Annotated in this window: 26 protein-coding genes; 13 read left to right on the top strand and 13 right to left on the bottom strand. The window is 39.3% G+C overall.

The window, feature by feature from the left end; translation table 11 throughout:
• Nucleotides 1-91: 91 nt before the first annotated feature.
• Entirely contained in the window at nucleotides 92-1,306 is a 1,215-nt protein-coding gene (locus NSTCB13_RS18905; RefSeq protein WP_448273482.1) for an FAD-dependent oxidoreductase, read from the top strand.
• 95 nt (nucleotides 1,307-1,401) lie between these two features.
• Here the strand turns inward: NSTCB13_RS18905 and NSTCB13_RS18900 are convergent, their stop codons facing one another.
• The 3 genes from NSTCB13_RS18900 to NSTCB13_RS18890 all read right to left on the bottom strand — a co-directional run bounded on the left by NSTCB13_RS18900 (nucleotide 1,402) and on the right by NSTCB13_RS18890 (nucleotide 6,578).
• Nucleotides 1,402-3,222, bottom strand: a complete 1,821-nt coding sequence (locus NSTCB13_RS18900) for a tetratricopeptide repeat protein (RefSeq protein ID WP_448273481.1) — start codon at nucleotides 3,220-3,222, stop codon at nucleotides 1,402-1,404.
• 187 nt (nucleotides 3,223-3,409) lie between these two features.
• Nucleotides 3,410-6,328, bottom strand: a complete 2,919-nt coding sequence (locus tag NSTCB13_RS18895) for a plasmid replication protein, CyRepA1 family (RefSeq protein ID WP_448273480.1) — start codon at nucleotides 6,326-6,328, stop codon at nucleotides 3,410-3,412.
• A 7-nt stretch (nucleotides 6,329-6,335) separates the two neighbouring features.
• A complete protein-coding gene (locus tag NSTCB13_RS18890; RefSeq protein WP_448273479.1) occupies nucleotides 6,336-6,578 on the bottom strand; it encodes a hypothetical protein in 243 nt (80 codons plus the stop codon).
• Between the two features lie 570 nt (nucleotides 6,579-7,148).
• Between NSTCB13_RS18890 and NSTCB13_RS18885 the strand changes: the two genes are divergently transcribed.
• The 3 genes from NSTCB13_RS18885 (at nucleotide 7,149) to NSTCB13_RS18875 (ending at nucleotide 9,015) form a co-directional block, all read left to right on the top strand.
• Nucleotides 7,149-7,661 carry a hypothetical protein gene (locus NSTCB13_RS18885; protein WP_448273478.1) on the top strand — a complete coding sequence of 171 codons (513 nt, stop codon included), beginning with the start codon at nucleotides 7,149-7,151 and terminating at the stop codon, nucleotides 7,659-7,661.
• Nucleotides 7,662-7,678: 17 nt separating this feature from the next.
• Nucleotides 7,679-7,822, top strand: a complete 144-nt coding sequence (locus tag NSTCB13_RS18880; RefSeq protein WP_448267329.1) for a hypothetical protein — start codon at nucleotides 7,679-7,681, stop codon at nucleotides 7,820-7,822.
• 389 nt (nucleotides 7,823-8,211) lie between these two features.
• Nucleotides 8,212-9,015 carry a hypothetical protein gene (locus tag NSTCB13_RS18875; RefSeq protein WP_448273477.1) on the top strand — a complete coding sequence of 268 codons (804 nt, stop codon included), beginning with the start codon at nucleotides 8,212-8,214 and terminating at the stop codon, nucleotides 9,013-9,015.
• 121 nt (nucleotides 9,016-9,136) lie between these two features.
• Here the strand turns inward: NSTCB13_RS18875 and NSTCB13_RS18870 are convergent, their stop codons facing one another.
• Nucleotides 9,137-9,403 (bottom strand): Txe/YoeB family addiction module toxin, encoded by a 267-nt coding sequence (locus NSTCB13_RS18870; RefSeq protein ID WP_448273476.1) that lies wholly within the window; start codon nucleotides 9,401-9,403, stop codon nucleotides 9,137-9,139.
• Nucleotides 9,404-9,483: 80 nt separating this feature from the next.
• Here NSTCB13_RS18870 and NSTCB13_RS18865 point away from each other — a divergent pair, with 80 nt between their 5' ends.
• Both NSTCB13_RS18865 and NSTCB13_RS18860 read left to right on the top strand, forming a co-directional pair.
• On the top strand, nucleotides 9,484-9,774 hold the full coding sequence (locus NSTCB13_RS18865; RefSeq protein WP_445631285.1) for a DUF2281 domain-containing protein: 291 nt from the start codon (nucleotides 9,484-9,486) through the stop codon (nucleotides 9,772-9,774).
• Nucleotides 9,774-10,148 (top strand): type II toxin-antitoxin system PemK/MazF family toxin, encoded by a 375-nt coding sequence (locus tag NSTCB13_RS18860; RefSeq protein WP_448267326.1) that lies wholly within the window; start codon nucleotides 9,774-9,776, stop codon nucleotides 10,146-10,148. The genes NSTCB13_RS18865 and NSTCB13_RS18860 overlap by 1 nt, the downstream gene beginning before the upstream one ends.
• Before the next feature lie 350 nt (nucleotides 10,149-10,498).
• Here NSTCB13_RS18860 and bchB read toward each other — a convergent pair whose 3' ends face one another.
• Entirely contained in the window at nucleotides 10,499-12,025 is a 1,527-nt protein-coding gene (gene bchB, locus NSTCB13_RS18855; protein ID WP_445631289.1) for a ferredoxin:protochlorophyllide reductase (ATP-dependent) subunit B, read from the bottom strand.
• Nucleotides 12,026-12,563: 538 nt separating this feature from the next.
• On the opposite strand from bchB, the gene NSTCB13_RS18850 reads away from it, so the two are divergent.
• On the top strand, nucleotides 12,564-13,259 hold the full coding sequence (locus tag NSTCB13_RS18850) for a Uma2 family endonuclease (protein ID WP_448273475.1): 696 nt from the start codon (nucleotides 12,564-12,566) through the stop codon (nucleotides 13,257-13,259).
• 256 nt (nucleotides 13,260-13,515) lie between these two features.
• Here NSTCB13_RS18850 and NSTCB13_RS18845 read toward each other — a convergent pair whose 3' ends face one another.
• The 3 genes from NSTCB13_RS18845 to NSTCB13_RS18835 form a co-directional block, all read right to left on the bottom strand.
• Entirely contained in the window at nucleotides 13,516-13,893 is a 378-nt protein-coding gene (locus NSTCB13_RS18845) for a DUF2358 domain-containing protein (RefSeq protein ID WP_322687975.1), read from the bottom strand.
• Between the two features lie 53 nt (nucleotides 13,894-13,946).
• Entirely contained in the window at nucleotides 13,947-14,510 is a 564-nt protein-coding gene (locus NSTCB13_RS18840) for a hypothetical protein (RefSeq protein ID WP_448273473.1), read from the bottom strand.
• A 160-nt stretch (nucleotides 14,511-14,670) separates the two neighbouring features.
• Nucleotides 14,671-15,345 carry a HupE/UreJ family protein gene (locus tag NSTCB13_RS18835; RefSeq protein ID WP_448273472.1) on the bottom strand — a complete coding sequence of 225 codons (675 nt, stop codon included), beginning with the start codon at nucleotides 15,343-15,345 and terminating at the stop codon, nucleotides 14,671-14,673.
• A gap of 193 nt (nucleotides 15,346-15,538) precedes the next feature.
• Here NSTCB13_RS18835 and NSTCB13_RS18830 point away from each other — a divergent pair, with 193 nt between their 5' ends.
• From NSTCB13_RS18830 to NSTCB13_RS18820, 3 genes are all read left to right on the top strand, one after another.
• Nucleotides 15,539-16,165 carry a DUF416 family protein gene (locus NSTCB13_RS18830; protein WP_448273471.1) on the top strand — a complete coding sequence of 209 codons (627 nt, stop codon included), beginning with the start codon at nucleotides 15,539-15,541 and terminating at the stop codon, nucleotides 16,163-16,165.
• A gap of 212 nt (nucleotides 16,166-16,377) precedes the next feature.
• Nucleotides 16,378-17,004, top strand: a complete 627-nt coding sequence (locus NSTCB13_RS18825; RefSeq protein ID WP_448273469.1) for a DUF416 family protein — start codon at nucleotides 16,378-16,380, stop codon at nucleotides 17,002-17,004.
• 10 nt (nucleotides 17,005-17,014) lie between these two features.
• Nucleotides 17,015-17,734, top strand: a complete 720-nt coding sequence (locus NSTCB13_RS18820; RefSeq protein WP_448273468.1) for a helix-hairpin-helix domain-containing protein — start codon at nucleotides 17,015-17,017, stop codon at nucleotides 17,732-17,734.
• A gap of 108 nt (nucleotides 17,735-17,842) precedes the next feature.
• Here the strand turns inward: NSTCB13_RS18820 and NSTCB13_RS18815 are convergent, their stop codons facing one another.
• Entirely contained in the window at nucleotides 17,843-18,619 is a 777-nt protein-coding gene (locus NSTCB13_RS18815; RefSeq protein ID WP_448273467.1) for a DUF4886 domain-containing protein, read from the bottom strand.
• Between the two features lie 605 nt (nucleotides 18,620-19,224).
• On the opposite strand from NSTCB13_RS18815, the gene NSTCB13_RS18810 reads away from it, so the two are divergent.
• The 3 genes from NSTCB13_RS18810 to NSTCB13_RS18800 all read left to right on the top strand — a co-directional run bounded on the left by NSTCB13_RS18810 (nucleotide 19,225) and on the right by NSTCB13_RS18800 (nucleotide 23,281).
• Entirely contained in the window at nucleotides 19,225-20,622 is a 1,398-nt protein-coding gene (locus NSTCB13_RS18810; RefSeq protein ID WP_448273466.1) for a beta strand repeat-containing protein, read from the top strand.
• A gap of 759 nt (nucleotides 20,623-21,381) precedes the next feature.
• On the top strand, nucleotides 21,382-21,663 hold the full coding sequence (locus NSTCB13_RS18805) for a hypothetical protein (protein ID WP_445631298.1): 282 nt from the start codon (nucleotides 21,382-21,384) through the stop codon (nucleotides 21,661-21,663).
• Between the two features lie 202 nt (nucleotides 21,664-21,865).
• Nucleotides 21,866-23,281, top strand: coding sequence for a site-specific integrase (locus NSTCB13_RS18800; protein ID WP_448273465.1), 1,416 nt, complete (start codon nucleotides 21,866-21,868; stop codon nucleotides 23,279-23,281).
• A gap of 198 nt (nucleotides 23,282-23,479) precedes the next feature.
• Here the strand turns inward: NSTCB13_RS18800 and NSTCB13_RS18795 are convergent, their stop codons facing one another.
• The 4 genes from NSTCB13_RS18795 to NSTCB13_RS18780 all read right to left on the bottom strand — a co-directional run bounded on the left by NSTCB13_RS18795 (nucleotide 23,480) and on the right by NSTCB13_RS18780 (nucleotide 26,119).
• Nucleotides 23,480-24,199, bottom strand: a complete 720-nt coding sequence (locus NSTCB13_RS18795) for a DNA-directed RNA polymerase subunit alpha C-terminal domain-containing protein (RefSeq protein WP_448273463.1) — start codon at nucleotides 24,197-24,199, stop codon at nucleotides 23,480-23,482.
• A gap of 64 nt (nucleotides 24,200-24,263) precedes the next feature.
• Nucleotides 24,264-24,521, bottom strand: a complete 258-nt coding sequence (locus NSTCB13_RS18790; protein WP_448273462.1) for a DUF7219 family protein — start codon at nucleotides 24,519-24,521, stop codon at nucleotides 24,264-24,266.
• 357 nt (nucleotides 24,522-24,878) lie between these two features.
• Nucleotides 24,879-25,337 carry a hypothetical protein gene (locus tag NSTCB13_RS18785; RefSeq protein ID WP_448273460.1) on the bottom strand — a complete coding sequence of 153 codons (459 nt, stop codon included), beginning with the start codon at nucleotides 25,335-25,337 and terminating at the stop codon, nucleotides 24,879-24,881.
• Between the two features lie 17 nt (nucleotides 25,338-25,354).
• Nucleotides 25,355-26,119, bottom strand: a complete 765-nt coding sequence (locus NSTCB13_RS18780) for a hypothetical protein (protein ID WP_448273459.1) — start codon at nucleotides 26,117-26,119, stop codon at nucleotides 25,355-25,357.
• Nucleotides 26,120-26,285 lie beyond the last annotated feature (166 nt).

Raw genomic sequence — 26,285 nt, 5'->3', positions numbered from 1 at the left:
ATCAGTTGTATTCACTAGTCTTTAGTCTTCACGGACAATTAACTCTCATCATGACAATTTTGATTTGTTTATAATCATTGATTAACTAAAGATGACTATTAAAACTCAGCAAACTATACAACCAATAGTTAAAAATCTGGTGTTAATTGGTGGCGGTCACAGCCATGCTATTGTTATAAAAATGTTCGGTATCAAACCGTCAACAGGAGTACGTTTAATACTGATTACCACAGCATCAGAGACAGCCTACTCTGGGATGTTACCAGGACATATTGCCGGATTTTACAGCCACAATGAATGCCATATTGACTTGCAACCCTTGGCGAACTTTGCTCAAGTACAATTGTATATTGACACGGTAGTTGCCCTTGACTTAAAAAACAACAAAGTTCTTTGTGATAACGGACTGGCGGTAGATTTTGATGTGCTGTCTATTGATATTGGCAGCACTCCAGCCATACTGTCTGTATCAGGTGCGGCAGAATATGCGATCGCAGCTAAACCAGTATCGCAGTTATTAGAGCATTGGTATGAATTAATTGAAGCTGTAAGTAAAAATCCTCAAGAACCAATTAGGATTGCGATCGTAGGTGGTGGCGCGGGCGGTGTAGAATTAGCGCTATCGATGCAATCTCGTTTACATCGGATTTTGGATGAAACTCAACAACCCATTCAAAACCTAGAAATTCATTTATTCCAACGCGGACAAGAACTGATGCCTAATTACCATCAATCAGTGCGGCATCAACTTCAGCAAATTTTAACTGACCGAGGTATTAAGTTACATCTGGGAGAATCTGTGTGTAAAATTGCACCTAAAACCCAGAATGAAGCTAAAGAAATATTTGAAATTAAATGTGAATCTGGTTTGACAGTAGAGTGCAATAAGATTTTTTGGGTAACACAAGCATCAGCACCCGAATGGTTAAAAAACGCTGGACTAGCAACTGATGAGCAAGGTTTTATTTTAGTAGAAGACACGTTGCAATCTCAAACGCACCCGCAGGTATTTGCATCTGGTGATATTGCCACAATGGTAAATCATCCGCGTCCGAAAGCTGGGGTATTTGCTGTTAGACAAGGTAAACCTTTGTTTGAGAATTTACAGCGAATTTTATTAGGTAAGTCACTCAAACCTTATAAGCCACAGAAACAATATTTGAGTTTAATTGGTACAGGAGACAAACGAGCGATCGCAACCAGAGGCACTTTTACTTTACCACCCCACAAACTCTTGTGGCATTACAAAGATTGGATTGACCGCCGCTTCATAGAACGCTTTCGCTTTGAAGAAACAAAGGAGTAGGAAGAGACGACGCAATACTGTTCGGTTAAGACAAGAGACGCCGATTTATCGCGTCTTTGTCATGATTTATCTTGTCTTGCGACTCCCTTATTTCTTCATTGAAGCTGTTCAATAAGCTCAACAATTTGTTGATAATACTGGATATTTCCTTCTTGGTAATACAAGTCTGCGGATTTCTGAAAATCTTTAATTGCTCGCTGAGAGTCTCCCAAATTCCGGTAGACATCTGCTCGCAGGATGTAAGCTGAAGCCCAATTAGGCTGACGCTGTAAAGCTTGGTTTAAGTCTGCAAGCGCTCCTTGTAAGTCTCCCAACAGAGAACGGCTACGACCCCGATTGTACCAGTCTTCGGCAAAGCTGGGGTCAAGCGCGATCGCTCGGCTGTAATCTTCTATTGCCCCTTGATAATCTTCTAAGGCATAGCGAGCATTGGCGCGATCGCTGTAAAATGCAGCAGATTGGGGATTTATTTGCAAAGCTTGGGTGTAATCTGCGATCGCACTTTCATATTCTTCTAAAGCATAATGAGTGGAACCTCGGTTGTAATATGCTTCAATTAAATCAGGATTAATTTTTAATGCTTGATTATAATCTGCGATCGCTCCTTGTTCATCCCCTAAAAGACGACGAGCATTTCCCCGATTGCAATACGCTTGAGAAAAGTCAGGAACAAGCTCTATGGCTTGAGTGTTATCATCAATTGCACCCTGTAAATCGTGCAGAGCTTCACGGGCAATACTCCGACCATAATAAGCTGCGGCTAAGTTATCATTAATTTGCAATGCTCGATCGTAATCTTTAATTGCGCCTTTATGATCTCCTATAGAACGACGAGCCGCCGCGCGATCGCAATATCCTTCTGCTAAATTAGGATTGAGTTGTAATAGGCGATTGCTATCTTCAATTGCACCTTGATAATCTCCCAATCGCCGACGAGCATTTGCGCGAAAGCCATATACTAAAGCAAGAGTCGGGTTTTCTTGTAATGCTCGATCGTAATCTGCGATCGCACCTTGATAGTCTTCAAGAGTACTACGAACTAGACCTCGCTCACAATAAGCTTGCACATCATCAGGATTCAGCTTTAATGCTTGGTTAAAATCTTCGATTGCTTCATGATAATTTTTGAGGTGAGCAAGCACTAGACCCCGATTATAGTACGCTCCGGCAAAGCTGGGGTTGATTTTTAGAGCCTGGTTGAAATTAGCGATCGCACTTTGATAATCTGCTAAAGCGTAGTAGGCATTACCTCGGTTATGATAAGCCTCTGCCAAGTTAGGATCTAATTGTAATGCTTGGTTATGGTCAGCGATCGCTTCCTGATAATTGCCTAAAATATGGTGAATATTGCCGCGATTGCTGTAAGCTGCGGCAAAATGGGGATGCCATTGTAAAGCTTGCTGAAAATCTGCGATTGCCCCTTGACGATCGCCACGTTCAAAACGAGTTACGCCCCGATTATGATAAGCATTGGCAATATCAATATTGATATTATCAGCTAATTGGGTACTCATTTCGATAGTTTGGATATAATCTGCGATCGCTTTGTCGTAGTTTTCCAAAGCAAAGTAAGCATTGCCGCGGCTGTGGTAAGATTGCGCTAAATTTGGATCGATTTGTAATGCTACGTTATGATCTGCGATCGCTCCTTCATAATCGGCTAAAAAGTAACGAGCATTAGCGCGGTTATAATAGGCTGTGGCAAAATTAGGATTAATTTCGATAGCGCGATTGAAGTTAGCGATCGCACTGCGATAATCTTTGAGCTGACCACTTAAAATCAGCCCTAGATTATGGTAAGCTTCGGCATAGTCAGGATTTAGCTTGATTGCTTGGGTGTAAGCTGCGATCGCTGCTTGATAGTCTCCTTGCAAATTGTGGTTTAATCCTTGTTTAAAAAAATCTTCAGCATTCATATAGTTTTTTTGCCTTTTGACATTCTCTAGCCTAAAGCATCGGGATTCTTAACGATATATTTTCAAAATTATTCCAATTAGGCAAAGACCAATGCCCAAAACCCAGTTGTAGAGACGCGATTTATCGCGTCTTGAAATACCACTCATCTACACTACACTGTGCAATTATCACAAAAATTCAGGATTGCTATATTGTTGATAACGGAAGAGTAGGCATAGAAACCATCTGGTTCGCTTTCTCAGACTTCGTTTGCATAATTTCAAATTTCCAGTCTGAAGAGTAATCAGGCAACTCATAACCAACACTCTTAACATGAGCCAACATCACCTCATCTCGTTGATGCCAAACAGCAAATATTTTTTCTCTGCCATCATATAGCGTTTCTAAATCAATTTGATAAACCTGATTCACTCGTTTCAGCTTCAAACCCAACAAATTTAATAGTCTACCGAGTATTTTGATTGCTGATACTTGCTCTTTCTCGCCGACTAAATTAATACCAAGCGCTCTTTTAATATGCTTACTATGCTGAAAAGCAATATTTTTCAGCAATATCAAATCTGTATCGTTTTCAGTAAATTCGCGTTTTTCTTCGAGAAACTGAAGCATTCCTAAAGCTCTCATAGCTTCAACTTTGAGCGTGTAAGTTTTTAAATCTGGGAGAAAAACTTTTCCTTCACCCCAAGATAATTGCTGATGCCATTCTTGTTCATCCCTAACGTGAAAATACTCGCTTTCGTGAGTTAAATAATAGTGGATTAACAACTGACGATAATATCCGTGTTCATCTTGCAATTTCAGCCAAGGAGTAATTTCTACACCATATCTTTGCCTGAGAATATATTTGTTAATTTGGTTGCGTTCTCCATCCGTTAGGGAATGCTTGACTAACATTTGCTCATATTCTACATAATCTATATCTTTAGCATTAGCGACAGCAGTTGCTACCGATAGTTGGTTTTGCTGCTTAATTTCTTTAATTTTGCGTTTAATTTCTTTAGCTTTTTGACGACTTTGTGCCCAATCTTTTTGAACTTTAACAATTTCTACAATTAACCTTTTGCGGGTAGCTAAATCATCGGCATCGGTTGCCAAAAATGCCAGACGTAAATCTCGAATAATATTATTATGGACTGCATTACTCCGCACTTGAATTTGATGCCCATCAGCAATTAAACCATCTTGCATCGATTGCCGATAGAGACGAATAGAAGCATTTACCCTTGCAGATAACTTTGCCCAAGTTCGCAAATGAATCGGGTCATAAACTAAGGGTAAATCCACATCTATTTTATGTAGAGGACTCAACAAAGCTAAGTTTTCTTTTTGATTTTCTTGATACCAATCAGATAACAAGCGATAATTTGTACTCCCACTACCAATCAAACCAATACCTCGTTTAGCACACCAGACAACACGCGGTACATCATCCCGGACTCTTGCTAGCGCTTGTCTTGCTTCCGAGTCAGGAATTACCCCTTGAAAAATGCCATAAACACGGTCGAAATGTTGGACATCAATACTAATTCCCGTACCAAGGCTAGGAGTAACAAAAACGCCGTCATATTCCGATATTTTTTGATTAATCGCTGCAATAAAATCAACTGCTGCGTGACCTGGTGTATTTGTAGTGTGACTACTAACTACCAAAGTTTTAGGAAATTGCCGCCGTAATTTTTGTAGCCTTTCTTTCAAATAACGTTCAATTGTTTCACAACTATAACGCCCAGCGCGACTATCGGTAGTAACATAACATTTACGTCCAGCAAGTAAATCTAATTCTAATTGGTGAATTAGCGGTGTTGGGTTTGGTGAATCATAAAAAGTTACGTCCCAACCTTGTTGAGGCTTCCACTGGTTGAGAACTACCCAAGGTGTTAATTTAATTCCTGCCAATCCCTGCAAATATTCTAGTGAGACATCTGACAAATCAGCATCTTGAGCAATTACTAATCCTCCAGTTGTTAAAACTGTAGCTATTAATTGTTGGAATAATTTTAATATTTTTACCCGCTTGTGCTTACAAGTGTTACTATTTAAAAGATGCCATAAAGATTGCTCCACTTCATCTAAAATTATTATTGCTCCCCGCCAATGTTCTGGGTTAAGTTTCCAAATCGAATCAACGCATAAGCCGAGAGATTGCTGAGGGAATAGAGAGCGTAGGATAGGAGGAGCGGGGGTAAGTGTTTTATTAATCTTTTTCTCTGCATCGTCTTTATGTGTTCCCCATTGAATACCAATTTTTTCACACAAGAATCGTCCAAGTATGATTCTGTGAGTAATTAACAAAACGGGTTGGTTTCGACTTTTTGCTTCTCGAACAACGCCTTGCAATGCCGTAGTTTTCCCCGTTCCTTTCGCTGATTTGACTCCTACTAATCCAGAGGTGGGGAAAGGTATTTCACCTATATAAGGACGGTTAAAGGTAAGTGCAGCAGGAATACTTAACTCGGTGTGGGGTTTGGTTTGAGCAAGATAGATTTCTAAATCAACACTTTGGCGATAAACTTTCTCAAAATTATTTACACCCTTAGCAACAATAAACTCATCAACCCCTTTTTCTATTCCTGGAAGTTCGATGACTTTTACAGGACAATTTTTTTGCTGAAATAAACAGCCAAGTTGAGAAATAGCATTGTTTACAGCAGCAATTGTCTTGGGTTGAGTTTCAAAATCAAAGCAAATGTAAAAGCTGCGCTTTGTAATCGCAAACGCGGCCAAATCGGGAATTAGCTGACGACGGGTAACTTTACCAAATTCATCTTTCACAACCCGATAACCACTGGTAATTCCGGGAATGGCAATGGCTACATATCCTTGCGTCAACAACGTGGCTGCTTTCTTTACACCCTCGCAGATGATGAGAGGAATGTTCTGTTGCATCACCCATTGCCAAAAGCCTCCAGCTTCGCCATCAGGAGTAATAGTGATATTTTCAGGCATGACCAGATTGTAACGCCCAGCGACTTGCTGCCACACTTGCAACGTTACCCGCAAACAAAACACCCGCGTTGGTGTGCTGGGGGGATGCTCGTACTTGATGGACTTGCCATTGTGATTTTGTCGGGGTTGGTTTGGCTTAAAGCATCCCCATTCCATCATTTGCCAATTATTCAGAGGGGTCTAGTCCCGAACACCACCAACCACCTTCTGTGATGTGAGCGTAACGCTGCAACCAACTACTTTTCACCATTCCGGTATTGGTGCGGGGGAGTAGCTCAGAAATCAACAGGTACTCATAAGCTGTTACACCTTGGAGCGACCTAAAATTGAGATGCACTAAGTGTAAGTCTATACCACTACTCTTGACTAATTCTTCAAGGTGTTGGGGGTGTAAATAGTGCAGATGCATAGGTAAAGGCGCGAAGGGAAGACAATGAGATTAAAACCTTAACATGCATCTGCTTTTTTTTAATACGCGAGATTGCGATGCTTTTATGATAATTTTGTTACTTCGTTGTTAGAGACACATCGGTTAGAACTATAGTGGGTTATTCTGCTTATTAGATCCCCGAAGTAATAATTTTGTATTGTGATATTTGTTCGCTTTTAATTTTTATTTATCAGTAAATTTCTACGTTAAGGAATGCGATCGCTACATGACATCGCTATAAGGTAATATTTTCATATACTTCAGCAAAGGCTTTACACTGAGCATCCACTCTAGATCGCGCCTGTAACCTCTCTGAATCCAAAACGCTCACTCTACATAGCCTTTAAACCTCGCTCCAAAGGTTTGAGATAGTCTTGAGTATTAATTTTTCTTTGCGATCGCAGCTAATACAGATACCTCAACGTAAAACTTTTACTCCAGTAGTACGGTAACTTCTCAAGCTGATTGGAGGTAAAATAAACTACAACTTTTAAAATAAGTTTAATCTGCTTTATAAACCCTTTGCTTTTAGTTGCGAATGTAGGAAATATGGCTTTGTACTTTTTCATTTTTCCGTGTGTTTGTTTCATCACTGGCTATTTTTTATTTAAAAATAGAAATAATGAAATCTCACATTTAGTAACTGTATTTGCAGCTATCAGCCTGATTTTGGGTTTAATGTTAGCTCCTTGGCAGATTTTACTTCTACTATTAATTCTTATTATTATCAGTGCAAGCTATGAGTATTATACAAACAAAATAGTCAACAGAGAAACACAATTTACACAACAGCCAGTACTCAAATCAGAACCAGATTATCACTTAATCTACCGTGGAGCTTCCTATCATCATGACCTCAACCCCAAATTAGATGGGGAAACCACAGCATCAGTAACCCATAAGTTGAGCTTTCGAGGATGTACTTATGTTGTTGGCGCCGATTTGAATACCCAATCGACTGGAATCATTACACCACAAGCAACTCATAAGTTGAGCTTTCGGGGAAGCACCTATTCTATAAATAGAACTACGCACAGAGAAATTAAAGAGCAAGGTAGTTAGAAACTTGGTGCAAGCCTTTGAAAGTTTACATTTTATTGGCTCATACTTTCCAAATCCAAGAGGCGATGTCTACAATGGGCTATGACGATCGCAAACACTACACTACCGATGAGATACTAGTGCTATTTATGTCAATTTCTGCTGTAGCACCTGCAATTTAATGTCATTATAGACTTTATGCCCAGCAATATGCGATACCAGTACAGAGCTTATAGCGATCGCACATCCTCGACTATTGCCTACTGAACTCTATGCTGCAAGATTTGCGCGATCGCTATAAATCACAACCATTTAACGAAATAACTCATACAGATACTTTGAGAAATGGTATATAATCTACGGCTTTGTCAAAAATCCTAGACAAACAAATAATGTTAAAAAATAAGAAAATATTGTGGAAACTACTGTTGAGAAAGTTTATTTTTTATATAAGTGAAGTGGAACTTCTTTAGTAAAAGAGATATCTAGTTAATTTGATTATTAACTATTCACTCCTTGAGGAGGCGGTTAGTCTCCAGAAATAGACAACATATTTTTAAGCTGTAAAATTATGTGGAAATCAAAGTTAGTATTTAGATTGATACTGTCGGCTGCGGCGATCGCCACTAGCGTGCAGCTAAGTTCAGTGAGTAACTATGCTATTGCTGAAAGTACATCTTCTAATGCGACTGTTGAATCTGGGCAACAAAATCAAAGTTTAGAAGATGCTAAAGTTGCTCTGGCAGGAGTTGGCATAGGAGCGATCGCAGGCTTACTCATTTCTGGTTTATGGTATCAGAAACGTCGTTACCACAAAATCCAGTCACGTGCCAAAATAAACCGCTTTCGTGAAGAGTTTCTCTGTGGCTCTTTAGCAGATTATTATTTATCTAATTATAAAGCAAATTCTTCACCTACAAATTCTCGGAAAACTTTACCAACACCCACTAAAGAAGAATCCCCTACTTCTGAGGAAACTTTCGTAACGCCAACTAAAGAAGAAATATCCGATCCATCTACTTCTGAAACAAATAATCTAGCAGCAGAACCTATGCTAACCGCACTATCTGACTGCTACCACAAGTTGATTGAGGAAATTATTAATACTGACCTCAAAGATAAAATCAGTTCTAAAGACTATATATATCGTCAATTAGTAGAAAATGTGAGTAGTGATAATGGTGAAATCTTTGAACGCTGTTTGAGCGATCGCTTGCATTCCATTCAATCTGAACTACATAAAGTAATCAATTCTCCAAGTTTATTCCAAAAAGAGACTCCTGAGTTAAAGAAAGCCCGTTTAAATCGCACCTTGAAGACATTACAAAGTATTCAAGGAGAATGGGAACAAGTTCAAAAACAAACACTAAATTAAGCTTCAGTTAACCCAACTGTGCAATAAATTCTCACAGACTGAAAAGCAAAAAACTTTTCAGTCTTGTTACCAAACATAACTAGCATTTTCAGTAATGATATCGAGCTTGAAGAAAATCAATTCAGTCATCACTTACTAGATAAACAATCCGGTGTTCTTGAGTAAGTCGCCGCGACCAAGCATCTGAATCTAAGTATTTCAATGGTTCAGGTTTACCAATACCTGTAAAAGGATCTCGCATAATCGCTTCAACCGAGTTAAAAATACGAAGCGCAGTTTTGCGGTTTGTCTCTACCCAATATACGAGGTCTTCCCGAAATTCTGGATGAAATACAGCATCTCGAACTTTATTTTCTTGGGGTTGGGTTTCATCCTTCTTCTTCGTCAATTCCCAACTTCTGACGCAACCCTATTCTGAAAAATAGGGGCTATGAGTTACACTGTTCAGTAAAGATTGTGGTTGCAAGCATGGATTCTCTTAAAGAAAAGATTTTGGATAAACTAGAACGCCTTCCAGAAAATGCACAGCAGCAAGTTCTAGATTTTGTTGAGTTTTTAGAATGGCGAAAGAAAAATCGTCAACAAACTCGGCTATCTGTAATCAGTGAAGAATTAGATGAAGAATCTGATATGGGATGGCTAGAAACTGACTTATCAAATTTGGGTAGCTATGAACCTTATGATTGGCAACCCGGCGAACTAGATAAAGGTTTACCTGTTAAGTATGTTCCTGGGATGGGAGTAGTAATTGTTGAATAATGACAACTCGTTCTTTACAGTTTGGGGATGTTGTAACAGCACGTTTTCCTCAACAAAACCCTCAAGGTCGTGAGCAAGAGGGTTATAGACCTGCAATTGTTGTAGGGTTCCCAAACCGCTTGGGGATACCTCGCTTTTCGTTAATAGTTGTAATTCCCATGACTACTGATAGAGGGCAAACGTGGGCAATCGCTTCACCAGATTTATATCCACGTTTTGCAGCAGGAGTTGCTGGATTAAATTCACCATCTATTGCTTTATTAGATCAAATCAGAGTTTTAGATGTTAACCGTATTGTTGATTATCGAGGGAGTTTGACACCTGACGATTATGAACTTATTTCGATTGGACTTCAGCGTATGATTAATCCTTGAACTATAGATTAAAGCAACTCAGTAATATGTAAATATTTTATTTTACATCGTTTAAGCAATCTACTTAATAATACCAATTTGAAAAAAGAATGCGACAGATACATACGGACAAACCTTTGTTTTGTCTGGCTTTCTTAATGCATGAATTTTGAATTGGTATAAATTATTCATATTAATTTTTGATACAAGAATAATTTAATCAATAAAAAACATATTAGGAATGTAATTTAAATTTATGGAGTACTAAAAATATCGAAATTTTTACTTTATTATGTTTATATGCCTAACTAGAGAAGTGGTGAGAAGCAGATATTACCACTCACCACTCACTCTAATCAAATATTCCCAATCTACGCCCCGACAGCTTCCTTCGCGGCGTACAATACCTCAGCGTTGATTTCTTTAAAACCGCGATCGCGGGCAAATTTCTCAGTATTACGCTTCACTTTGCCGCGCACAAATCCCGGAATTTTATTCAATTCTGCTTGACCATCTTTTGTCCAATTCAAATCAGAATCAGCAGAAATTCCCCTAGTAATAACTTCTTTGGTATCGTGACCGCCAAAGATTTCTAACAGGTGATCTTCCATTCCCAAAGTGAAGGAATTGTAGATCAAATCTGTAATTTGATTCGTGCCTTCGTAACCCATAAATGGTTTGTAACCAATGGGGAAGTTTTGGACGTGGATTGGTGCAGCAATTACACCGCAGGGAATATCCAAACGCTTACCAACGTGGCGTTCCATTTGCGTACCGAAAATGGCAGAGGGTTCGACACGAGCGATCGCATCCCCAATTTCACCATGATCTTCGGAAATTAGCACTTCATCGCAATACTCGCTCACCTGTTCGCGGAACCAATCTGCATCATATTTGCAGTAGGTTCCAGCCCAAACAACATGAATCCCCATTTCTCGCGCCAGAATCTTGGTAATGGCGGCGGCGTGGGTATTATCACCAAAGACCACAGCTTTTTTGCCAGTCAAGTTTTGACAGTCAATCGAACGGGAGAACCAAGCAGCCTGAGATACATGCAGGGTTTGCTCATTGATGAAGTCTTCATAGTCAACTTCTGCACCTTGAGCGTTAATTATCTGCTGAATCTTGCGAATACAACGGGCAGTTTCCACTACACCCATTGGAGTAATGTCTATATAAGGTGTGCCAAATTGTTCTTCCAAGTAACGAGCTGTAGTTAAACCAAGTTCGCGGTAAGGCACTAGGTTAAACCAGGCTTGGGGCATCTTTTTCAAGTCATTCACCGAAGCACCTTCAGGAATTAAGGTATTTACCTCAATTCCCAAGTCAGCCATTAGCCGTTTCAGTTCGGTGCAGTCGTGATTGTTGTGGAAACCAAGGGTAGTAGTACCGATAATGTTCACCGAGGGCTTTGCAGTTTTGCCCTCTGCCAATTCGCCCCGCTTCCGGGCTTTTTCGATGTAATATTGGACAATTTGATCCAAAGTGCGATCGGCGGCTTGCAGTTCGTTGTAGCGGTAGTGGTTCACATCCGCCAGCATTACGTCTCCTTTTGCTTCCAACTGCGCCCGTTCGACAAAGTTGTGCAAATCCTCTTGCAAAATGCTGGAGGTGCAGGTGGGAGTTAACACAATCAAATCTGGGTGTTCCTCAGCATCCTTGCGGGTGATGTTATCTACCACCTTTTCTTGGGAGCCGCGGGCCAAAACGTTGCGATCGACGACACTGGTTGTCACCGGAGTAAAATCCCTTTCCCGCGATAGCATGGAGCGCATGACGTTAAAGTAGTCATCACCAAGTGGGGCGTGCATAATCGCATGAACATTTTTAAAAGAGCTAGCGATTCGCAGAGTGCCGATGTGGGCTGGGCCAGCATACATCCAGTAAGCCAATTTCATGTTTGTGTCTCCCTTTTAAACTCAAATAACTAAGTAAGTGGGCGTAAAAATATAAGATGAGAGCTTACCACCAACCCCTTCGTGCGTAGTTTACCGCCGTAGGCATCGCCCAGCGTGCCGTTGCTAGAGAAGGGGAGAGGTTTGGAGAGAGGTATTATCTTTGAATTCAGCCCATTTACTTATAAGTACTTGATTATTAAATCGTTTCTGATTTTCTCAAACCTGCTGGCTGAAAAAAAATAAGGTTTGTTGCGGGTTTTAGGTGAGGCGATATAGCTGAAACCTATTTAATGCTTGGGATGCAGCTATCAATTTAAACAACATTGCTGATGATTTTGTAAAAAAATCTTAATGTTTCAGTAAATTAGACCTAACAAGAACAGCCCCTTCCCTACTAGCCTTGGAGAGTAAAATTCAAAGCCTCACTCTAAAAGGAGTGAGGAATGGAAGTGAGGTCAGAAGTCCTTCATTCTCTAGTAGGTTGTGTTTTTACCTAATTCGCTAAGATGTACACAAGCTCATTTTCACAACAATTACGGTGAAGACACCCTCCCAACTTTGGACAATTCCTCCTTTGGAAAATGGCGACAAACTCACCCGCTACGAATTTGAGCGTCGCTACAATGCCACCCCTAACCTGAAAAAAGCTGAATTAATCGAAGGAATTGTCTATATTATGCCTGCTGCTTTGCGTTTCCGAAGTCACGGTCAACCGCATGGTTGGATTTTGACATGCCTTGGTACTTACGAAGCTGCAACTCCTGGTGTAGCTTTGGGAATTGAACCTACCGTCCGCTTAGACTTAGATAACGAACCTCAACCCGATGTTGTTCTGTTGATTGAACCGGAAGCAGGTGGTCAAACGCGGCTGAGTGAAGATGATTATATTGAAGGTGCGCCAGAGTTAGTTGTGGAAATTGCTGCTAGTAGTGCGGCTATCGATCTTCATGGCAAAAAACAGGCTTATCGTCGCAACGGTGTCAAAGAATATATTGTTTGGCAAGTTTTAGACCAAAAGTTGACTTGGTTTTCTCTGGAACAGGGTGAATATTTGGAGTTAGTACCTGACAATGAAGGCATTTTGCGAAGTCGGGTATTTCCAGGCTTGTGGTTAGCGGCGACGGAGTTATTAGCAGGTAATATGCAGGGTGTGTTGAAGGTTTTACAAGCAGGTTTGCAGTCTGCTGAACATGAGGATTTTATCAATAAATTGGGTAGGATTAACCCCCTATAAATAGGAAAAATATCTTAACCAATTATGTTTGCACACCAAATTCTTCTGCTTTAGTATGTATAGTTAATTCAGCAGAAATTTCCGGATTTTTGGCAGCCGTCATCATAATTAATGACTTTCGTGATTACATCTAGTGTAATAGCCAGAATTCAGTCCTAATTTTGTTTGCGTAGCATTTCGTCAGAGAAGACTAAAGTCCTCACTACAAACCATGAAGATTTTGATGGTAATTATATTATTTGAATCATCCACTTTTTCAAGAGGAAAAATGCTGTTTCACCACATCTAAGCGGGAACAGTTCCAATAATCGATATGGGAAATAATCAAACCATCAGAGTTAAGACCTAATTCACTCCAACCAGGAATAGAGATCCGTGGTTTCCAGGGGAGAGGAGTATTCCAACTAAGTGTCCACTCAGTTTTGATTGTGTCTCCTAAACGTTGAATATTATGTAAGTCCATCTTGGGATTTAAAAACCAAGTTTCGATAAAATTAATCATCGCTTTGTAACGTTTAACACCACGGAATTTATTCATCGGGTCTTGAAAATAAACCTCTGGGGCATAAATGCTGTAAGTTTGATTGACTGGGAATCTTTGATAGTCTTCTTTGAGGATTTCAACGAGATTCATGATAGATAAATATATTTGTAAATTAGTTGAATATGAAAACTGAAAAACTGAAATTAACCCTCATTCCATAAACGTTCTAACTGACGCCGCCAAGCAGTTAAGACTTCTTCTTGCGCTTGTGAAGTTTGATTTATTTCGCCCATCATTCCTTCAGCGTAAAAGCGTTCTAAACTTTGCATAGTAGCTTGCAGAGATTGTCCTTGCTGTTTTGCTACTTGAATAATTTGCCGGATGCGGCTTTCAACTAGTTGATTAAAGACATTATCCAATCTAGTCTGATGGAGAGATAAAAGTCGGTTAATTGCATTGGATAAATCTGCACTCACTAAAGTTTTGCTGTGATGTTGAAATACCGCCCAAATTACTCTTTCATGCAAAGCGTAACGTACTTCTTGAGTGTCATCAAAGTTGGCTTCTAGGAACTGTTCTAAAAATGGTTGGGCTTCTTGGATGGGCAGAATAGGCAGTAAAACTCGCAGCCAAGTATTATCTTCGGAAAGCAGCACCAACAGCCGAAAAGTAGGAGTGTCTACTTGCCACGATCCAGGAGCAGTCGTAGTAACAGCCGATGTGTCAAATAATTCTGTAAGCGTAGCCGCAATTTCTTCAGGTGTCATAACTTTTGATTTATATATAGCCTCTAGATTAGCGCAGAGGTGCATCAACATATTCACTAGAAAGCTCGATCCAGTTTAAAAACGCAGTGGGGGCGCACAGCTAGGTGTACGCCCCCACGAATGAATGTATTCCACTGAATTGAAATATCTGATTTAAATTTTAAATAAGCGAATTGCTCAAAAACACGATACCGATCGCACACAAAGCGAAACCAGCAAGGCTGATTTTCCAGGGTAAAATTCGGTTTATCTCTCCCATACCCATTCCAACACCAATTTCTCTAGCACTCATGGCAACGGCAAACAGAGTTAAGGTAATGCCTAGTATATAGGCAACGACTGATATTGTTCCTGCGCCAATAATAGATTCAGCATTAGCATAACCCTGAAATAAACCAGCACTGATGCTCATCAGCGCAAGCACCAGAAAGTTTAGTTGATTTGGCATCATCAGCATAGTACCAAAAACGATGGTAGAAATGGCGATGGCTATTTCTGTGCCTAGTAAATTTAGCTGAAATATATGAATTACAATGCCTAAAACTGTTGCCAAGACAAAACATCCAGCGATCGCAGCGCCACGAACAAACACAGATGAGAGTAAGCCAATCGCAACAATACCAACTAAACAATTTAAACTAATTACTGGATCTGCCAATCCCCAGACAAAGGCTTCCCAGCCGTTGGAGATGTTATGGTCAAATGGTGTTCCACTCAATGAACTCAGTAAGCTAATTAAAATTAAAGCTGCGATCGCCCCAATATGGCGAGGCATTAACTTTGAGGTATAAAATTCTGGTGAATCACGGAATTCTGATAATTTAGTTTTGAACATCACTATATGCCAAATTAGTTTTTTCGGTAATTTATACTACCCAGCTTTCAAAAAAAACTAACAGTTATGTAAAGCCGCAGTTGTAGGAACAGCCCTGATAATCAACTGTATTAATAATCACCAGCAATTTAAATTTAAGATGCGATCGTTGATTAGCGATCGTTTCAAATGACAATACAACTAAAGTATAATAATGAATCTAAAGTACGGTGAATTCGATATATTAGAGCGAGAACTAGAAGCTCTTCCACCGATGCATCGAGTGGCGTTTGCAGCAGCTTGTTGCGAGAGATTGTATCCACACTATGATATTTACTTGCGAGCAGCTAGAGAAGATGATTGGGATGGAGAAGATTTATTTAGAGTAGCACTCGATGAAATCTGGCAATTTTTGGCAGGAAAAAAGGTTGATGTGGCAATATTTCGTCAACTTTATTCTGATTCGGACGAAAGCTACCCCGATTATGAAAACGTAGAAACTCCAGAAGCACAGAGAGCCGCAAGTGCAATTCTCTATATTTTGGAACTTTGTTTAGATCCAAGCGTACAACAGACTATTTCAGTAGTAGAAGAAATACATGAAACTCTTTTTGAGTATATAGATTATTTATGCCAGTGTGAAGACGGATATTCAGAAGATATGTCCCACGAAGAACTAGTAGAAATAGTTTCCAACCATCCGTTTACAGTGCGAGAAATGACAAAACAAAGCGAAGATTTGCGGCGTTTGCGAGAAACTCTCACCTTAACTGGTGAGTTTTTACAATGGCTGCGTACTTCTTCTGAAAATGGTGGTAAAAGTCTGCTAGATTTAAGTTGAGAAAACAATCGTGAAGGGTAGGAGTATAGAATTCAAAAAAACATAGCAGAAAATTCTCACATCAATTAATAATTGTTTCAATAACTGCTGACATACAACTAAATTGAAAATCATCTAAATTAAATAATCAAATCAAATAAAACTCTTGTGGGGTCGGCATCTTGCCCGCCCTAATTATACAACTTAAATGCAGAGCAGCTTAAATTATAAAAATGAATTTAAAGTACCGTCAATTCCATATAGTGGAGCGAGAACTAGAAGCTTTTACACCTATGCATCGAGTGGCATTTGCGGCAGCTTGTTGCGAGAGATTGTATCCACACTATGATATTTACTTGCGAGCAGCTAGAGAAGATGATTGGGATGGAGAAGATTTATTTAGAGTAGCACTCGATGAAATCTGGGAATTTTTGGTAGGAAAAAAGGTTGATGCGGCAAGATTTCGTCAACTGTATTCTGATTGTGACCAAAGCTACCCCGACTATGAAAACGTAGACACTCCAGAAGCACAGATGGCAGCAAGTGCAATTCTCTATATTTTGGAACTTTGTTTAGATCCAAGCGTACAACAGACTATTTCAGTAGTAGAAGAAATACATGAAACTCTTTTTATCTATATAGATTATTTATGCCAGTGTGAAGACGGATATTCAGAAGATATGTCTCACGAAGAACTAGTAGAAATAGTTTCCAACCATCCGTTTACAGTACGAGAAATGACAAAACAAAGCGAAGACTTGCGGCGCTTGCGAGAAACTCCCACATTAACTGCTGAGTTTTTACAATGGTTGCGTACTTCTTCTCAGAATGGTGGTAAAAGTCTGCTAGATTTAAGTTGAGAAAACAGTCGTGAAGAGTGCTACTAAAGAACCTCAAGAAAACGCAGCGTCAAATTTGGATGCTGTAAAAATTAAATGGTTTCGCCACCATCTCTCTATATGGGGAACGCAAAACTTACGCGATTTTCCTTGGCGGCAGACTTGCGACTCTTACGCAATTCTCGTTGCAGAATATCTGCTACAAAAAACAGACGCAGCTACGGTTGTTCCTATCTACAAAGCATTTCTCTTTAAATATCCTACGCTCGAAAACTTAGCCAAGGCAAGCATTGATGAATTGAGCGAATTGCTTGAGCCTTTAGGTCTTTACTTCAGAGCAAAAAGACTGTACCAATGCGCTCGCATCATCTTAGAGCAGTATGGAGGAAAAATCCCCGATTCAGAAAAGCAGTTGCTTGAATTACCTGGAATTGGTAAATATACAGCTCGTGCTATTTGTTCTCAAGCCTTCAGTCAACCGCTAGCCGTACTCGATACTAATGTCGCTCGCATCCTCGAACGCTTCTTTGGCTTGCAAGGAGAAAGAGTGAAATCGCGCTGTAAAATTCTTTGGGGTGCAGCAGAAATAATTGCTCCTAATAAAGAAGTTGGCAAATGGAATCTAACCTTGCTAGACTTTGGAGCGATAATTTGCAGGGCAAAAAATCCTCTTTGTAATGATTGCCCTCTTTCAGCAAAGTGCAATTATGTCCAAACGCAACGTAACTTAGAGAGTCTTAATAAAACATAGCATCAAGTTTATCAGAACACAAAATTATCAAGGCTTTTTTGGGATTTTTTGTTACTCAACCAAACCTACTATTCTAAATTTATTTCTGTATAGCACTGTTTTTACTTTTTAATTTTCGTTGATTGATTCTGACTGCTGAATACTGACTTCTGAATTCTTTATGACGATGTACTCAACTAATTGTTGAATCATTTTGGCATCTGTTTCACTTAAACTTTCTAACTCAATTCTATTGTTTTCTTGTGGCGTACTAGAGTCGCTACTATATATACGACGAGTCAAGCCTACAGGACTATTACCATAAAATGTTGTATAGAATACACACGCTGCTACATACGATCCAATCGGACTAGGGTGGCTTCGATCCGAACTGTAAAGGTTTAATTTCAGATTCGCTTCTTGGATTTTTTGCCAAGCTATTCCCACAGGTGCAACTTTAGCTTTCAGTTCTTGAGCAATGTTCGTGTAAGCATCAGTCAATATCTGTTGCGTTTCTGGTTGATTTTGCTTTGCCCAAGTCAAGTAAAATAGTGTTTGGGAATTGACTCGCTTAATCTCGGCATCAAACAGAGTAGCGTACTTGTACATTTCCTGGGGATTGGTAATTGGTAAAGTACTTTGCTCTTGCAGTACTACGTAATCCCAGCGTTTCGCTTTCAAAAGCCTGAGTGCTTTGCCACGTTTCCAGTGGTTTTGAAGTGTAGCTCCACCAACCACAACCATTTCAGTTTCTAACTTTTTAGTTTCTTTTGCCGAGGCAGCTAACTGTTGTGTCAACCAAGGAAGATCGTTGAAATATGTATAACTGTTACCAATAAATAAAACTCTGATTACCTGTTGTTCAGCTACGGGAAAAGAATTTCTCTGAATCTGCCTTGCTAGCATATTAAACAAGACAATTATCAGAAAGAGGAATAAACATACATATACTATCTTGGTATTGCTCATCTTCCCTGAAATCTTTGAAGTATAACTTATTCTTAGACAGGATTTTTTTGGAAATAGTTCTGACTATTGATGAGTGGATGAAAATTTTTCCCAAGAGATTGCAAATTTTACCTAACCTAAAACTCCGTAAGTTATTTTGCAATCATATTGCCTCAATTATCCAAAATTACTTTAGTTGATGAACTAGATACACTCCTCCATCCCCGTTGCCTCTTAATCGTTTTTTGATAGGGGAGAGCGAACAACTACGGTTGGCTGACTAATTTGATTTGGGTCTTTGATTTTGACGCTACCCGTAATTTCTGTAATTTTGGCAGACTATGAACTTTTATAAAAAATTGGCTGGTTCTGCATAAAACTTGTGCGTCCAACGTAAAGTAAACAGGTACTAGCTTGATGAAGATGAATTGTCATGTACTCGATCTGTTATTGCCTAACCCTTGTTTAGAAACTACTGCTTATAAACTTAGAAAATTCTTCTTCAAAGAGCAAGACTTTCACAGGTTAAAACTTCAACACACACAATTGCGGAAATTTGTATTATGCCTAGACTAATTGTTTCTTTACCCCCATTCATAGGCACTTCTGGTTCCGATCTAGTGGTGGGACAAGAAGATAATGCATTATTGCCAACAATTCCAGCAATTGGAATTGAAGTTCTAAAAAACGGAGTCATTGATACTCAAGCAGGTAAGGATACGATCTCTGGCACAGGCACTGGTGGCGGTGACGGCTTTGACGCAAGCACAGGCACTGGTATTGCTAACAGTGGCATTATCAATGCAGGGAGTGGAGACGATACGATCTCTGGCACAGGCAGTGGTGGTTCTGGGTATAGAAGCAATGAACCTGGTACAGGTATCTCTAACACTCAGAGTGGTTACATTAATGGAGGAGACGGGAAAGATTTGATCGAGGGAACCGGAACCGGAGGTGACGGAAATATCGGAGCCATCACTATAGGCATCCAAAACACTCAGAAGAGCCGCATTGATGGAGGATTTGGGGATGACTCTATCTTTGGAACTGGATCGGGAACGAATGCTATAGGAATCTCTAACACTGAGGGCAGCAACATTAATGGAGGAGAAGGGAACGATTCTATCAAGGGAACTGGAACTGGTGGAATTAGTAGTACTGGAGGAGAAGGTACAGGTATCTTCAACAGTGGTGGTAGCAACATTAGTGGAGAGAAAGGAAACGATTCTATTGTTGGTATTGGCAAGGGCAGTGATGCAATGGAAGAACCTTTTAGATCGTACGATGCGGGTAGGGGTGTAGGCATCTCCAACAGCAAGGGTAGCACGATCGCTCTTGGGCAGGGAAACGACTATCTCTCTGGCACAGGTACAGGGGGTGCAGGGTTCTACGCTGATGACCCTTTTGGGCAAGGGCCAGTGGAGCTTGCACCTGGTGTAGGTATAGGCATTGTTAACAGTGGCACAATCAATTTAGGCGATGGCAACGATACTCTCATTGGCACTGGCATTAGTCAAGGCACAGGTATTCTTAATACTGATGGCATTATTTATCAAGGGGCAGGAGCTGATATCCTTACCGGTTATGGCACCAGCATTGGCATTCAAGGCGGCACCATTGATGGCGGAAACGGTAACGATAAATTCAAAGCCCGTCGAATTGATGCTAACGGTAATACTGTTTCCGATCAAGGGGGTGCTATTGCCAATGTCTTGATTAAGGGTGGAGGTGGAAATGACATATTTGATGTTGGTTACGGTAATGCCACGATCGATGGTGGATCGGGATCGGATAAGCTAATTCTGTCCGATCTCAAAAGTGATTACATTATTACAGGTACAGGCAGCCCGAACAATTACACCATTAAGCGTGATGAGTTCACCTTGAATGTCTTGAATGTTGAGGAAATTGCCTTTAGTGGCGTTCCTTTACAGCAAAGTGTGCTTGGGACTGTGAATTAACGTGAGTCTCCAACGGAGGCGCACCTGCGGGAAGGGCGAAAGAAACAAGTCAAATCCTCTTCCCCTCTGCCTTCTGCCTCCTGCCTCCTGCCTTGTTTCTTAGGAGTTCGATGAACCTCTCCCGGACAACCTCGCTCTCCCACGGAGAAAGGGAGGAGCAACGAGAAATTAGGGTTTTGACTCCCCTCTTTGACACGGAGAGGGGTTAAGGGAGAGGTCAAAAAAGGGCTTGCCGAACTCACGTTGAATTAGGAATTTCCAACAAATAAATTATCCAATTTTGTGGATTGGGATGAGGTCTTGATAACCGCAGCAGTCGGTTATCTGAAGCGCAACAAGAACACTTTACTTTTTGTAGTGTTAAAAATCACCCAAAGTTATACCATTTTAGATTTTGGATTTTAGACTTCGGCTCCTTTCGGCTCCGCTCAAGGCAAGTCGCTCAGTCGAACGATTTTGGATTGGGAATTAACTTGGTGCGTCTGGCTTGGTGTGAATCCATCTGTCGTAATTATTTTTCAAATTGGTATTAGCGCACAAGAAGTAACTCTCAAGCCTTGTAACAACTAGTGTCTAGAAGTATAGATATTTGCCATCAGAGTAAAAAATCTAATTGCCAGTAAACAGCCCCGATCGCAATTTTTAAGTAATTAAACCATAGTGCATGGTAGCACAACTGTCCTGCCCTACGGGGGATTGAAACAAAATCCCTCAATACTTTAGAGTTAATAATAAACTCAACTTCAAAGCGCGATCGCAATGACTGATAAAGAACTCAAACATCTAATTGAGAGTAATGCTAAAACAGTCCAAGCTATGTTAGATGAAATGGCGGAAGCACGACAAGAACGCCAAGAACTCCGAGAAGGAATGCTCCAAATTCAGAATGCAGTCGCACAGTTAACGAATATACAAGAGAGAATAACCAATTTACTAATTTCTATTGATGGCGATCGCCCCACAATTCTTAAAAAACTCTCAGCACTGGAAACTAAGCTTGACCAGTTATTGCAGCAAAACCTAACGGATGAGTTAGGGTGAATACTCATAATAATGCCTAGACGTGTTGAAACAACATTTATTTTCCTTAAACAGTCGATAATGTAAATAAATGTAAAAAATTCTCAGGCAGGATAAAAGCATCTATGCGTGTAAATTTTAATGACTGGATAAACTGCTAAAATGCTTTTATCTCAGTCATTAAAAGACTGATATCCACATTTTGAGCATGGAATGAGCATTTATGGTTAGCAGCGTTAAAACTGCCACTGGTAAGGCTAGGAAGGGTGAAGTATCAGTCAGGTTAGACTCTGGGAATGTTAAGGCTTGTTTCCCGCGTCCTTACTTCCCAGGTGAACCTCACCAAGTGAAGAAAGCAACAGGTATTTCAAAAATAGAGGGATGGGAAGACAAGGCAGGAATACTGAAACGTAGGTTACAGCTAGAGGTAGAGGAGGGAAAGCTTACAAACCCAGATGGAACATTTAACGAAAATAGATTTCGTGAAATTCTTGTAGAGCAAAGACTTAAACCAAATTTAAAAATAGTAGAGAATGCCACAACGTCAGACGGTCAACTCCCACCTAAACCAGAGTTATCTATTCTTGAGGTTTGGGATATGTATTGTGAGTACAAAAAACCATCTTTGAAAGAAACAGTCTACAAGCTTGACTACTGTAAACGTTACCCAAATTTAATTAAATCAGCAATTAAAGCAGTAGGAGATAAAGACGGTGAAAAAATTAGAAACTGGTTGATAGAAAATCGAAGTCTTGAAACAGTTAAAAATCTTTTGTCTTATTTATCAAAAGCATACGATAGAGCGATAAAATCTAAGCTTGTTGATTACAATCCTTTTGAGAATATGGCTCAAGATTTACAGCAATTAGGCTCAAAAGGGAAAAAACATAGTGAAGTAGAAATAGAAAATGATAAAGATGTTTTAGACAAGACAAAAGCTTATACCTGGAAAGAAGCTAAAGACGTACTTTTTTACATAAAGAATAATCCTTATGTTTGTCATTGGTATTTTTTTGTAAAATTTAAATTCTTGACTGGATGTAGAACAGGTGAAGCAATTGCCTTCATGTGGGGAGATGTACTATGGGATAAAAAACAAATTGTTTTTAGGCGAACATACAATGAACGCATTAAAAAGTTTCTTCCCACGAAGAATGAAACTATAAGATTTTTCCCCATGCCTGAAAACGGTGAATTATGGAATCTCTTGAAATCAGTTCCACAAGGTGAGTTAAATGAAATTGTTTTTAAATCCAAAAACAATAGAATTATTTCTGCTAGAACTTTCAACAATACTTGGCATGGTGGCGTTAACGGAACAAAAGGGATTATTCCAAGTTTGATAGAGCTAGGTAAACTATCTAAATACTTGCCACCTTACAACACTAGACACACGTTTATTACTCATCAAGTATTTGATTTAAGTAGGGATGAAAAAATAGTAAATGCATGGTACGAACATTCGGAAAAAGTCAGCAGAAGGCATTATCAAGATATATCAGACAAAGCTTTGCAAATAAACCCTGACTTACTTGACGATCAGCAAAGTTTACAACGATCAGAAATTGATTTACTTAAACAACAGCTAGCCGAACAGCAAGAGTTAATTAATCGACTAATGGAAAGTAAAGGTAAATAGAGAAATATCTTCCAAACTTCTCCAAGTACAGACTCCAAGTAAATTAAAAACCTCTAGGAATAAGCCTTCTAGAGGTTTTTTTGTGTATGCCACCTACACTAAATAGCTGCTCAACAAATAAAATCACACTCACCTTTGAGAGTCTTTTTTCTGAAAGGTATGTGTAGCAAGCATTCTAGACACTGCAAAACTGTAATTTTACTTTTGGTGGCATAACGACGTAGCGCACGTACCTTGTTTTTGACACTGCAATATTGAAAACGGCTCATCAAGTCCTAGCGTGTAGCTTTCGGTATCACTGCTCAGAGAGAAGGTGTGTGTTCCGGTTCTGGGGTCTGGTAACTCTGGTAATTCAATCCCTCGGCTTTGCAATGCTTCAACTATCTGAGATACAGATTTATTTCCCAGATTTTTCAGCGTTCGCAAGCCTGTGACACCATATTTCTTTAAATCTTCTATTGTGTTAACTTGTGCATCGAGAAGCGCCGTATAAGTACTTCTTTTCAAATTCAATGACTCAATACTGTTTTCATCAACAACATTTATTTCCTCTACGGGATGTACATTACTGTTGGCAACCTCTACAAGCTGATTATCCGGCGAGATTGAGTCTACACTTTTAGGGATGCTAATTTTGTCAACACTGCCTACATTAGCATCAACAACGCTTACAAGCTTATTGTCCTCAAGTATCTCTAGAACTCTATCTATTTTTGTTAGTTGCTCATAAACAGTATTTACACTCACGGTTGGTTCTACACCAGCATCAACAGAGGCTAACCAGTCATTTTTGATTAGGTTGGATAACTCTGACTTTATATGGTTAGGCTTCAATCTGCCTTCTGTAATTAACTTCTCGACAACAGAATGTGGCACACGAAAGCTTACAATAGGCGATTCCTTGGTTTTTTTTCCCATATCTCTCCCCACCTTGTCAACAGTGTACACAGTAAACATAGCATTGTGTGTACACTGTTGACAATCATTCATTAACGTCTTTATTCTCAATTCCTAATGCCTTAAAGCTCTGTGTTAATTGCTGCCATAGCAACTCAATTTCCTCATAGCACTCCTCTGAAGAAATTTTACCCAACGTCTCTTGATTAGAGAGATAATAAACACGTTGAGAAAATTCTTGAAGATTAGCATTGAATAAAAAACTTTGAGGCGTGTACTTACCAAGATATCGATAGCGCTGGTATAAAAAATTGTTCTTGTCTATTTGATTGTCGTTATCCATATAAGAATCTCCTTAGTACAAATCTAGACTTAGTTTTTTCACATTGCTTTGACATTTAAATCTACATAAAGTATTAAAATTACCGTGTTTAAATAGCAATCACTTAATTCTACTTCTTACCCTTAGTTTTCCTTGAAAGCAGCACCTTGTTTTGAAGTTCATATTTATCAGTATTTTCCGCAACCGGAGACAGCATAAACAACCTTGCAGCCGCCCCTAACACCTGTTCGTCAGACACTTCCAAATATTCTTGAGTGGAATACCACCATATTTAGTTCTGTTAATCACTTCAAACTTACATCTCATCTCTTCTTTTACTCCTAAGTTCTTAGAGTAGTACTTGGAGAAATCTCAATGTTAGTCTCCTCTATTCCTAATAACAAAATCTTCATGCTTATGTAGGAAACCTTGTACTTCTTTCAACTCCTTTCTTATCTCTTTGACTTCCATTTCTATCCTCACTGATTTGTTATCAATTTTTTCATTTAGCTGTCCGAACAAAAATTGTACAGCTTCCTTCCTATTTTCAAAATTCTGTAAATGAATCCCAAGCATTTTATCGTGAGCATTAAACTCTGATTGCAAAATTCTCACTTGCTGTAACAATCTTTCATGCCCTTCACTGCTTGCATGATTTTTTATATCGTCTTTTAAATCTCTGATATCAGAAGCTACCTTATTAAAAGTACTAACTATTTTTACTAGTGAACCCAATAAAACAGTTAAACTCACGACTATTCCCAGAAAAACACCAGTTGATTCTAATCCAACCGTAATGGTAGGTTGTGAATTTGATGTTACTCCTATTGTCATCATTTTTTTTCACAAAGGTATTACATCTTATAAGCTGAAATTTTATTTACCAAAAACGCATACCCGTTTGACAAAGCATTCTTACCCCATACGGTAAATACAAACTCTTGCAATCCACCTGTAGTAATTGTAATCGTGCGAGTAATGCGCTCATATATCGTAGTGGAATTATACCCATCTAAATCATCAAAAACTTGTACCCCATTGATAGATAATTTAAATTTTCCTTTGTTATTAGCGCGAGTCACTAACATCACTAATGTGTAAGTGCCAGAAGCTAATAACACCGTAAATGAAAAGCTATCATTCAGTGCAGCAGGGTTTTGCTGCCACATAGTAGAATAAAAGCTTGCGGCGACTTGCACGGGGGATAGTGCATTACCGACTAGCACTTTACTTGTATCGTGAAAATGTTGGAACCCTTGAGATAACACTTTTTGCAAAGCAATAACTTGTGTTTGCAAATCTTGGATCTGAACTCTTTGATTAGCATTCTCGTTGTTAACATAAGAAATTATTGAATCTTGGGAATCAACCGCTTGCTTCAATAAATTTACATTTGAAACAAGACCATTAAAATTACTCCAAAGGCTATTTTCGGCTACCTCTATATTACCTAGCCTTGTATTCTGATTAGCTAATTCATTTGCAATGCTTGTGATTGACCCTTCGTTATCTTCTACTGTAGTTTGAAGTGTTGCCAGTGCATTTGTTATTGATGCAATAGCAGCATTCAATTCTGTAGCATTAAAATCAATATTCACACTCGCTGGATATAACGGCATATTGTTTAAGCTTGTTAGACAAGCCGCTAGAAAAACTGGACAATTAAAGTTTACTCTATTGCAAATTCAACACCATCACCTAATCTTAACAAATCACTCTTTTCTCAATCGCTTAATTGCTATTTATTGTCTATGTAGTGAGATAATATCTATTTTACTTAGAGTA

The sequence above is a fragment of the Nostoc sp. DSM 114160 genome (genome assembly GCF_053470305.1).
Note: the sequence above shows the minus strand (reverse complement) of the source record. Positions and strands in the feature narration are given on the sequence as shown.

Coding starts and splice junctions, on each gene's coding strand:
- NSTCB13_RS18905 (WP_448273482.1), top strand. CDS start 92: ATGACTATTAAAACTCAGCAAACTATACAACCAATAGTTAAAAATCTG.
- NSTCB13_RS18900 (WP_448273481.1), bottom strand. CDS start 3,222: ATGAATGCTGAAGATTTTTTTAAACAAGGATTAAACCACAATTTGCAA.
- NSTCB13_RS18895 (WP_448273480.1), bottom strand. CDS start 6,328: ATGATGGAATGGGGATGCTTTAAGCCAAACCAACCCCGACAAAATCAC.
- NSTCB13_RS18890 (WP_448273479.1), bottom strand. CDS start 6,578: ATGCATCTGCACTATTTACACCCCCAACACCTTGAAGAATTAGTCAAG.
- NSTCB13_RS18885 (WP_448273478.1), top strand. CDS start 7,149: ATGGCTTTGTACTTTTTCATTTTTCCGTGTGTTTGTTTCATCACTGGC.
- NSTCB13_RS18875 (WP_448273477.1), top strand. CDS start 8,212: ATGTGGAAATCAAAGTTAGTATTTAGATTGATACTGTCGGCTGCGGCG.
- NSTCB13_RS18865 (WP_445631285.1), top strand. CDS start 9,484: ATGGATTCTCTTAAAGAAAAGATTTTGGATAAACTAGAACGCCTTCCA.
- NSTCB13_RS18860 (WP_448267326.1), top strand. CDS start 9,774: ATGACAACTCGTTCTTTACAGTTTGGGGATGTTGTAACAGCACGTTTT.
- bchB (WP_445631289.1), bottom strand. CDS start 12,025: ATGAAATTGGCTTACTGGATGTATGCTGGCCCAGCCCACATCGGCACT.
- NSTCB13_RS18845 (WP_322687975.1), bottom strand. CDS start 13,893: ATGAATCTCGTTGAAATCCTCAAAGAAGACTATCAAAGATTCCCAGTC.
- NSTCB13_RS18840 (WP_448273473.1), bottom strand. CDS start 14,510: ATGACACCTGAAGAAATTGCGGCTACGCTTACAGAATTATTTGACACA.
- NSTCB13_RS18835 (WP_448273472.1), bottom strand. CDS start 15,345: ATGTTCAAAACTAAATTATCAGAATTCCGTGATTCACCAGAATTTTAT.
- NSTCB13_RS18830 (WP_448273471.1), top strand. CDS start 15,539: ATGAATCTAAAGTACGGTGAATTCGATATATTAGAGCGAGAACTAGAA.
- NSTCB13_RS18825 (WP_448273469.1), top strand. CDS start 16,378: ATGAATTTAAAGTACCGTCAATTCCATATAGTGGAGCGAGAACTAGAA.
- NSTCB13_RS18815 (WP_448273467.1), bottom strand. CDS start 18,619: ATGCTAGCAAGGCAGATTCAGAGAAATTCTTTTCCCGTAGCTGAACAA.
- NSTCB13_RS18810 (WP_448273466.1), top strand. CDS start 19,225: ATGCCTAGACTAATTGTTTCTTTACCCCCATTCATAGGCACTTCTGGT.
- NSTCB13_RS18805 (WP_445631298.1), top strand. CDS start 21,382: ATGACTGATAAAGAACTCAAACATCTAATTGAGAGTAATGCTAAAACA.
- NSTCB13_RS18800 (WP_448273465.1), top strand. CDS start 21,866: ATGGTTAGCAGCGTTAAAACTGCCACTGGTAAGGCTAGGAAGGGTGAA.
- NSTCB13_RS18795 (WP_448273463.1), bottom strand. CDS start 24,199: ATGGGAAAAAAAACCAAGGAATCGCCTATTGTAAGCTTTCGTGTGCCA.
- NSTCB13_RS18790 (WP_448273462.1), bottom strand. CDS start 24,521: ATGGATAACGACAATCAAATAGACAAGAACAATTTTTTATACCAGCGC.
- NSTCB13_RS18785 (WP_448273460.1), bottom strand. CDS start 25,337: ATGATGACAATAGGAGTAACATCAAATTCACAACCTACCATTACGGTT.
- NSTCB13_RS18780 (WP_448273459.1), bottom strand. CDS start 26,119: ATGCCGTTATATCCAGCGAGTGTGAATATTGATTTTAATGCTACAGAA.